The 8,949-nt window shown below is 57.7% G+C and carries 7 protein-coding genes; 2 read left to right on the forward strand and 5 right to left on the reverse strand.

Features of this window, described 5'->3' with window-relative positions; translation table 11 throughout:
* Positions 1-1,793 (forward strand): AAA family ATPase (locus QMM04_RS18500; RefSeq protein WP_282996723.1); only part of this gene is annotated, 1,793 nt, incomplete at its 5' end.
* 93 nt (positions 1,794-1,886) lie between these two features.
* Here the strand turns inward: QMM04_RS18500 and infA are convergent.
* From infA to trxB, 5 genes are all read right to left on the reverse strand, one after another.
* Entirely contained in the window at positions 1,887-2,105 is a 219-nt protein-coding gene (gene infA, locus QMM04_RS18505; protein ID WP_002211347.1) for a translation initiation factor IF-1, read from the reverse strand.
* A 348-nt stretch (positions 2,106-2,453) separates the two neighbouring features.
* Entirely contained in the window at positions 2,454-3,146 is a 693-nt protein-coding gene (aat, locus tag QMM04_RS18510; RefSeq protein WP_058769537.1) for a leucyl/phenylalanyl-tRNA--protein transferase, read from the reverse strand.
* A gap of 32 nt (positions 3,147-3,178) precedes the next feature.
* Complete coding sequence (cydC, locus tag QMM04_RS18515; RefSeq protein WP_282996724.1) at positions 3,179-4,909, reverse strand: cysteine/glutathione ABC transporter ATP-binding protein/permease CydC; 1,731 nt, start codon at positions 4,907-4,909, stop codon at positions 3,179-3,181.
* A complete protein-coding gene (cydD, locus tag QMM04_RS18520; RefSeq protein WP_282996725.1) occupies positions 4,909-6,681 on the reverse strand; it encodes a cysteine/glutathione ABC transporter permease/ATP-binding protein CydD in 1,773 nt (590 codons plus the stop codon). The genes cydC and cydD overlap by 1 nt, the downstream gene beginning before the upstream one ends.
* A 145-nt stretch (positions 6,682-6,826) precedes the next feature.
* Positions 6,827-7,792 carry a thioredoxin-disulfide reductase gene (trxB, locus tag QMM04_RS18525; protein ID WP_021508358.1) on the reverse strand — a complete coding sequence of 322 codons (966 nt, stop codon included), beginning with the start codon at positions 7,790-7,792 and terminating at the stop codon, positions 6,827-6,829.
* A 521-nt stretch (positions 7,793-8,313) separates the two neighbouring features.
* Here trxB and lrp point away from each other — a divergent pair.
* Positions 8,314-8,808 carry a leucine-responsive transcriptional regulator Lrp gene (lrp, locus tag QMM04_RS18530; protein WP_282996726.1) on the forward strand — a complete coding sequence of 165 codons (495 nt, stop codon included), beginning with the start codon at positions 8,314-8,316 and terminating at the stop codon, positions 8,806-8,808.
* Positions 8,809-8,949 lie beyond the last annotated feature (141 nt).

The raw sequence follows: 8,949 nt of genomic DNA on the forward strand, positions 1-8,949 counted from the left end.
CAGGCGGGGAGGAACGTATGGAAAACTTCACCACCAATCTTAATCAGCTTGCTCGCGTCGGCGGAATTGACCCGCTGATCGGCCGCGATAAAGAGCTGGAACGGGCCATTCAGGTGCTGTGCCGTCGTCGCAAGAATAACCCGCTGCTGGTGGGCGAATCGGGCGTCGGTAAAACCGCGATTGCGGAAGGGCTCGCCTGGCGCATTGTGCAGGGCGACGTGCCGGAAGTGATGAAAGAGTGCACCATCTACTCGCTGGATATCGGTTCGCTGCTGGCCGGTACCAAATACCGCGGTGATTTTGAAAAACGTTTTAAAGCGCTGCTGAAACAACTGGAACAGGATAACAACAGCATTCTGTTCATCGACGAGATCCACACCATTATCGGTGCCGGTGCGGCATCGGGCGGCCAGGTGGATGCGGCGAACCTGATCAAGCCGCTGCTTTCCAGCGGTAAAATCCGCGTGATGGGTTCCACGACCTATCAGGAGTTCAGCAATATCTTTGAGAAGGATCGTGCGCTGGCGCGCCGTTTCCAGAAAATTGATATTACTGAGCCATCGGTTGAAGAGACGGTACAAATTCTTAACGGGCTGAAGCCGAAGTACGAAGCGCATCACGATGTGCGCTACACCGCCAAAGCGGTACGTGCGGCGGTTGAGCTGGCGGTGAAGTACATCAATGATCGTCATCTGCCGGACAAGGCGATTGACGTGATCGATGAAGCCGGCGCGCGTGCGCGTCTGGTGCCGGTCAGCAAGCGCAAGAAAACCGTCAACGTGTCGGACATCGAATCCGTGGTGGCGCGCATCGCGCGTATTCCGGAGCAGAGCGTTTCGGCCACCGATCGCGATACGCTGAAAAATCTCGGCGACCGTCTGAAAATGCTGGTGTTTGGTCAGGACAACGCGATTGAAGCGCTGACTGAAGCCATCAAGATGAGCCGCGCGGGTCTGGGGCAGGAGCGTAAGCCAGTCGGGTCGTTCCTGTTTGCGGGTCCGACCGGGGTCGGTAAAACCGAGGTCACCGTGCAGCTGGCGAAGGCGCTGGGCATTGAACTGCTGCGCTTTGATATGTCCGAGTATATGGAGCGTCACACCGTCAGTCGTTTGATTGGTGCGCCTCCGGGCTACGTCGGCTTTGATCAGGGCGGTCTGCTGACCGATGCCGTCATCAAGCATCCGCACGCGGTGGTGCTGCTGGATGAGATCGAGAAAGCCCATCCGGATGTCTTCAACCTGCTGCTGCAGGTGATGGACAACGGGATGCTGACCGATAACAACGGTCGTAAAGCGGACTTCCGCAATGTGGTGCTGGTGATGACCACCAACGCCGGGGTGCGCGAGACCGAGCGTAAATCTATCGGCCTGATTCAGCAGGACAACAGCACCGACGCGATGGAAGAGATCAAAAAGATCTTTACGCCGGAGTTCCGTAACCGTCTCGACAACATTATCTGGTTCCGTCACCTCGATACTCAGGTGATCCATCAGGTGGTGGATAAATTTATTGTTGAGCTGCAGGCACAGCTGGATGCGAAAGGTGTGTCGCTGGAAGTCAGCGATGATGCGCGCGACTGGCTGGCCGAAAAAGGTTACGACAAAGCGATGGGCGCGCGTCCGATGGCGCGTACTGTGCAGGAAAACCTGAAGAAACCGCTGGCTAACGAGCTGCTGTTTGGCTCACTGGTAGATGGCGGATCGGTATCGGTTGGACTGGATAAAGAGAAAAACCAGCTCACCTACCACTTCATGAGTGCGGAAAAACGCAAAACCGAGGGCACCGTGCATTAAGCGGGTGCGCAGATAAGAAAAAGGCCGGATTAAAATCCGGCCTTTTTTTTCGCGCTTAGTTTACATCAGCAAACGCGAGGCGAGTGCAACAACTTAGCGACTACGGAAGACAATGCGGCCTTTGCTCAGGTCGTACGGGGTCAACTCGACAGTCACTTTGTCGCCCGTCAGGATGCGGATGTAGTTTTTGCGCATTTTACCGGAGATATGAGCGGTAACCACGTGCCCGTTTTCAAGTTCTACGCGGAACATGGTGTTAGGTAACGTATCCAGTACGGTACCTTGCATTTCAATATTGTCTTCTTTGGCCATCGAATCCTCTGGGTGAACTACCAAACTGTTGAACCGGCAAGATAATGCCGAATTCCATGATTTATGTAAAGAACCGTTGGCGATTTTGCCAACGCTTCGCCGTGCGTCGCGCCATTGCGCGTGCATTACGGAAAAATTCGGGTGTTTTTATTGACGTCTGCGGGGGATTAGCGGGCTAAGAAGTTGTCGCAATTGGCATCAAGTGCACAACGGTAACAGCTTCGGGAAATGGATGAGATTCCCAACCTGGCAATTCCGGCTCGCCACAGCGAAGCGCGGACGACATACCAAACTCGCTTATTGTATCACTTTTGTCGGGAATTGTGTGCAAAACATCTGCGGGGACAGTCAAAAAAGGGTTTGTGTTTGCCAGCAGCCGGTCTGCACCGGTTGCCACGCCAGCGTTTGCACGTATTGCAGATAATCGACGCGCGGAATTTCAACTGCGCCCAGCGAGGCGGTATGCGGATTCAGCACCTGACAATCGATTAGCCGTCCCTGATGCGCAATAAAGTGCTGTGAGAAAACCCACAGCGCGGTTTTGGAGGCGTTTTCCGCCCGGCTGAACATCGACTCGCCGCAAAAAATCTGTCCGAGCGCCAGACCATACATGCCGCCAACCAGGCGTTGATCCTGCCAGACCTCAATTGAGTGCGCATGGCCCAGCTCATACAGGCGCAGCCAGGCGCGTTTCACTTCAAAGGTAATCCAGGTGCCTTCCTGACGCCCGCTGGCGCAACCTTCAACCACCTGAGCAAAGGCGTGATTCATGGTGACGCGATAGGGCGAACGGCGATGGAAGCGCGCCATGCTGCGGCTGAGATGAAACGACTCCGGCAGCAGGACCGCGCGTGGATCTGGCGACCACCATAAAATCGGATCGCCGGGCGAAAACCACGGAAAAATACCGCGCTGATAGGCATTCATCAGGCGGGCAGGGGAGAGATCGCCGCCCATGGCCAGCAGGCCGTTTGGCTCACGCAGCGCCATCTCCGGCGGCGGGAAATTGAGCGAATCCCGGGAAAGTTGTACCAGTCTCATGGCGTCGGTCACCCTCAGGCTAAACGCATAGACTATAGCGCAAAGCGCTGCTGGAAACGCCAGTAGCGTCCCGCTTTTGAGATTAATTCGTCATGGCTGCCGGATTCGATAATCTGCCCACCGTCAAGCACACAGATGCGATCCATTTTTTCCAGTCCACTCAGGCGATGCGTCACCATGATCAGCGTTTTTCCCTGGCTAACCTGCTGTAGCAACGTGAGAATCTGCTGCTCGGTCGCAGCATCCAGACCTTCGGTCGGCTCATCCAGCAGCCACAGATCGCCATCGTGCAGCAGCGCACGGGCGATCGCCAGCCGGCGCAGTTCACCGCCGGACAGCGGCCGGCCGCCTTCACCCATCCATGCATTTAGCCCTTCGCTGTGCTGCGTCAGATGCGCCAGCCCAACCCGCTGCAATACGTCAATCAGCTGTGCATCGCTGGCCTGTGGTGCTGCCAGCAGCAGGTTAGCGCGCAGCGTCTGGCTGAACAGATGGACGCGCTGCGTGACAACGCTGATGCGTTGACGCAGGCTGGCTTCGTCCCACGCCGCCAGATCAATCCCGTTCAGGCGAATCGTGCCGCGCTGAGCTTCCCAGCCGCGCGTGATCAGCGCCAGCAGGCTGGATTTTCCGCAGCCGGTCGGGCCCAGCAGCGCCAGATGTTCACCGGCTGCTAACGTCAGGGAGAAGTTGTGCAGCACCGCTTCTGGCCGCTGCGGATAGCTGAAATCGATCTGTTCCAGCGTCAGGCTGAGGCCGCGCGGCGTCGCAACCGGTTGTGTCGGGAAGTGAATCGCTGGCGGTTGATCGATGATCTCCTGCACGCGCTGCGCCGCGTGCGTCACCTGCGCCAGTGGCAGAAATGCGCCGGCTACCGGTGCCAGCGCTTCAAACGCGGCCAGCGCGCAAAACACAAACAGGGCAATCAGTGCACCCGGCGTGCTATTGGCGCCGACGCCGCTGGCGGCCAGCCACAGCAGCAGCGTAACGGTACTGCCGGCGATCAACGTAAGCAGGCTCTGCGCCAGCGCCTGCAGCCGGTGTTGCTCCTGCTGCGCCTGTTGCCACGCACGTTCTTCCTGATCCAGCCGCTGTCGCCACAGCGTCGCCGCGCCGTAAATCTGCAGCTCGGCCAGTCCGCTGAGCCAGTGCGTCAGTTGCAGGCGCCAGCGAGCCTGGTAACGGGCAATCTGCGCGCCGGTGCGCGCGCCGAGCCGCCAGAATAGCGGCGGCATCAGCAGCAGCGTCAGCAACATGATCGCCCCGAGCAGCAGCGCCAGTCGCATATCGAGTAGCGCCAGGCCACAGGTCACCACCACAATCACCACCGCCGCACCCAGCAGTGGAGAAATAACGCGTAAATAGAGATGGTCGAGAGTATCGACATCGCTGACAAAGCGGTTCAGCAGTTCGCCGTGACGAAAGCGCGCCAGCTGCGCCGGTGCCAGCGCCATCAGCCGGCTGAAGGTAAAGACGCGCAGATGTTGCAGCACGCGGAAAGTGGCGTCGTGGCTCACCAGCCGTTCAAAATAGCGCGCGGCGGTGCGGGTGATTGCCGCGCCACGCACGCCGGCTGCGGGCAGCATGTAATTGAAGCTGTACAGGCCGGCGACGCCAGCCAGCGAGGAGGCAGCAAGAAACCAGCCGGACAGCGTCAGCAAGCCGATGCTGGCAAGCAGCGTGACAATCGCCAGCACCACGCCAAGACCTAAACGCCACGGATGGCGGCGATACAGGCGCAGGAAAGGCAGTAACGTGCGCATCAGGCAATCTCCTTCTGACGATGCTGCGCCAGCTCGCGCAGCGGGCCGGCTTCTGCGATCAGCTGTTGCCAGTGGCCCTGCTGCACCAGTTGTCCGGCCTGCATCACCCACACTTCATCCCACTGGTCGAGGGCGTGCAGCTGATGGGTAATCATTAACGTGGTTTGCTGCAGTGCGGCCTGCTGTAGCGCGCCCATCACGTGCTGCTCGCTCTGGCTGTCGAGCCCGGATCCCGGTTCGTCCAGCAGCAGCAGGCGGGCCGGTTTCAGCAGCGCCCGTGCAACGGCGATGCGCTGTGCCTGCCCAACGGACAGGCCGATGCCGCCATCGCCAACTGGCGTATCCAGCCCCTGCGGCAGAAGCGACAAAAATTCGCTGACGCCAGCGCGCTGCAGCACGGCGGTCAGCGTGGCCTCGTCCACCGGCGTGTCAGTGAGCTGGAGATTGTCACGCAGCGTCGCCGCCGGCAGCTGCGGATTTTGTCCTACCCAGGCGAGCTGCTGCTGCCAGCTGCTGCGGCTGATGTCGCGCAGTTCCTGGCCGTTAATGCACAGTGAACCCTGGTAGGGCAGAAAACCGAGCAGGACATTCATCAGCGCACTTTTTCCGGCCCCGCTTTGTCCGACCAGCGCCACGCGCTGACCGGGAGTAAGGCTGAAATTCAGCGGCTGTGACAGCGCCTCGCCGGTGGCGGTCATGATCACCAGATCCTGCGCCCGGAGGGAGAGTGGCGCGTCAGCATCCAGCGTTTGTGTGGCCGCCTGCGGCGCGCGCTGGGGCGTTTCGCGCAGGAAGGTATCCAGCGCGTCTGCGCCGCCCACCGCCTGCGCTTTGGCATGGTAAAAGGTGCCAAGATCGCGCAGCGGCTGGAAAAATTCGGGGGCAAGAATCAGCGCGAGGAAACCGGCAAACAGCGTCACGCCGGTGCCGTAGTGGCCAAAATTGAGTTCACCCAGATACGAGAAGCCGAAATAGACCGCGACCACGGCAATCGCCAGCGAGGCGAAAAACTCCAGCACCGCAGAGGAGAGAAAGGCGAGGCGCAGCACTTCCATAGTGCGCTGACGAAAATCCTGCGTAGTGGCGGCAATCGCCTGCTGCTCAGCGTCCGCGCGGTGAAACAGGCGCAGCGTTTCGCGTCCGCGCAGCCGGTCATAGAAATCGCCGCTCAGACGCGCCAGCGCAAGAAAATTACGCCGATTGGCATCGGCCGCACCCATGCCGACCAGCGCCATAAACAGCGGAATCAGCGGTGCGGTCGCCAGCAGAATCAGTCCGGCGGCCCAGTTAATCGGAAAAATGGCGATCAGGATGGCGCAGGGCACAAACACCGCCAGCGACATCTGCGGCAGATAGCGCGCGTAATACTCCTGCATCTCTTCAATCTGTTCCAGCAGCAGCGTCGCCCAGCTCCCGGCCGGTTTGCCCTGAATCCAGGCCGGACCGAGCGCGTTCAGCCGGTCCAGCACCTGTTGCCGCAGTGCACGGCGAATCGCCACGCCGGCCCTGAAGCCGGCCATCTCACGACCGTAGTGCAGCGCGGCGCGCAGTGCGAAGCACAGCAGTAGTAACAGGAAATCACTCACCAGTTCAGCGCGGGGTTGCTGTTCCACCAGCAGTTTTTGCAGCAGGGAGGCCAGTAGCCAGGCCTGGGCGATGAGAATTAACGCCGCAGCAAAACCTGCCAGCGAAGCCAGTCGCAGGCTGCGTGCGCCATGATGACGTTGCTGGCGTAACCAGCGCAGCAGTTCGTGTTGCCGTGATTTGTTCATGCGAAGCCGTTTGATCACCGTGACGAGAGGCAAAATCCGACGCTAAATGCCGGACAGACGGGTGGCAGAACTGTAGCACGCAGGCGATAAAAAAGGCGACCAAAAGTGGCCGCCTCAGTGCAATTATGATCAGATAATTAACAACTTACTTATCGTTTTTAACCAGACCATCCAGATAACGTTCCGCATCCAGCGCGGCCATACAGCCGGTACCGGCAGAGGTAATGGCCTGACGATAGATGTGGTCCATTACGTCACCGGCAGCGAACACGCCCGGCACGCTGGTTTGCGTGGCGTTGCCCTGCAGGCCGGACTGCACTTTGATATAGCCGTTTTCCAGATCCAGCTGGCCATCGAAAATCGCCGTGTTTGGACTATGACCGATGGCGACAAACAAGCCCGCCACTTCCAGCGAGACCGGGGCTTCACCTTTGGTTGACGAGAGTTTCAACCCGGTGACGCCCATCTGATCGCCTACCACCTCGTCCAGCGCGCGGTCAGTATGCAGCACGATGTTGCCGTTACGCACTTTCTCCATCAGGCGGTCAATCAGGATTTTCTCAGCGCGGAAGCTGTCACGACGGTGAATCAGGTGCACTTCGGAAGCGATGTTCGCCAGATAGAGCGCCTCTTCAACGGCGGTGTTACCGCCGCCAATAACCGCGACTTTTTGGTTACGATAGAAGAAACCATCACAGGTGGCGCAGGCCGAAACCCCTTTGCCTTTGAATGCCTCTTCTGACGGCAGGCCAAGGTAGCGCGCTGAAGCACCGGTCGCGATGATCAGCGCATCCGCCGTGTATTCGCCGCTGTCGCCGGTCAGGCGGAACGGACGGTTCTGCAAATCAACCGTGTGAATATGGTCAAAGATGATTTCGGTGTTGAACTTCTCAGCATGCTCCTGCATGCGTTCCATCAGCGCAGGGCCGGTCAGATCGTGCGGGTCGCCCGGCCAGTTTTCGACTTCAGTCGTGGTGGTGAGCTGGCCGCCTTTTTCCAGTCCGGTAATCAATACCGGGTTCAGGTTAGCGCGGGCGGCATAAACCGCTGCGGTGTAACCGGCAGGGCCGGAGCCCAGAATGAGCAGCTTACTGTGTTTGGCCGTACTCATGCGTTCCTCAGTGTGTGTCTGACAACATAGTTTTCGATTGTAGGGAAATTACGGTCGCAAAAAAAGGTTTCAGCAATTTTGTTAACAATCACTGCAAGCGGCGTAGACGATGAATGGCAATTCTGCACGCGCGCTGCGCCAAAAGGGGGCATTGCTCGGCAATTTGTGGTGCAGCTGTATAAAAATTCTCATTTAAAAACAGCAACCCAGTACGCTGTCTGGCATCTTGTACTGAATTTGGATGTTTTACTTTGACAATCGCCTGCGCTTTTGCGAAAACATTGTCAGAAGCAGAGAAAATTTAGCGGTTCGAAACAGAATTTCAGCTCTGTTTTGCGCAATTTCGCCAAATAAACTCAGCCTGACATTGGTAATGACGCATGATGTGGACAGACAGCATGCGTCATACGGATGGTCGCGTTACTGCACAGGCTTAAAGACTTCACTTCAGTAAGGCCCTGAACATTGAACGTTTTCAGGGTTTGGCAGGTAAATGTAATGAATAAATAGATACTAAAATAATGGTAGACACCATGCAACGCCCCGGAAAAGATCTGGATCGGATCGACAGAAATATTCTGAATGAACTGCAGAAAGACGGTCGTATTTCCAACGTTGAGCTTTCAAAACGTGTCGGCCTCTCGCCAACACCTTGTCTTGAACGCGTACGTCGCCTGGAACGTCAGGGTTTCATTCTGGGCTACACCGCGCAGCTGAACCCGCACTATCTCGATGCTTCACTGCTGGTATTCGTTGAGATTACTCTGAATCGCGGCGCGCCAGATGTGTTTGAACAATTTAACGCCGCTGTACAAAAACTTGAGGAAACTCAAGAGTGTCACCTCGTTTCCGGTGACTTTGACTACCTGTTGAAAACCCGCGTGCCGGATATGTCCGCCTACCGTAAACTGCTGGGTGAGACCTTGCTGCGCCTGCCGGGCGTCAACGACACCCGTACTTACGTGGTGATGGAAGAGGTCAAACAGAGCAATCGTCTGGTGATCAAAACCCGGTAATGCAGGGCAGGTGCAAAACTTGCAGGAATTCGGTACACTCCTGTGAATTCATACAGGACCAGCGTCGGGCTTGCCCGGCGCTGTTGCCTTCTTAATTTACAGGCACCTGGAGAGTTCTCTTGAGCCAGGAATATACAGAAG

Origin of the sequence: Pantoea sp. Pa-EAmG (assembly GCF_030024295.1) — a bacterium.
In the GTDB taxonomy this organism is placed as follows: Bacteria; Pseudomonadota; Gammaproteobacteria; order Enterobacterales; family Enterobacteriaceae; genus Pantoea; species Pantoea dispersa.

Excerpts from the sequence above, each read along its gene's own strand:
- infA (WP_002211347.1), bottom strand. The coding sequence starts at position 2,105 with ATGGCCAAAGAAGACAATATTGAAATGCAAGGTACCGTACTGGATACG.
- cydD (WP_282996725.1), bottom strand. The coding sequence starts at position 6,681 with ATGAACAAATCACGGCAACACGAACTGCTGCGCTGGTTACGCCAGCAA.
- trxB (WP_021508358.1), bottom strand. The coding sequence starts at position 7,792 with ATGAGTACGGCCAAACACAGTAAGCTGCTCATTCTGGGCTCCGGCCCT.
- cydC (WP_282996724.1), bottom strand. The coding sequence starts at position 4,909 with ATGCGCACGTTACTGCCTTTCCTGCGCCTGTATCGCCGCCATCCGTGG.
- aat (WP_058769537.1), bottom strand. The coding sequence starts at position 3,146 with ATGAGACTGGTACAACTTTCCCGGGATTCGCTCAATTTCCCGCCGCCG.
- lrp (WP_282996726.1), top strand. The coding sequence starts at position 8,314 with ATGGTAGACACCATGCAACGCCCCGGAAAAGATCTGGATCGGATCGAC.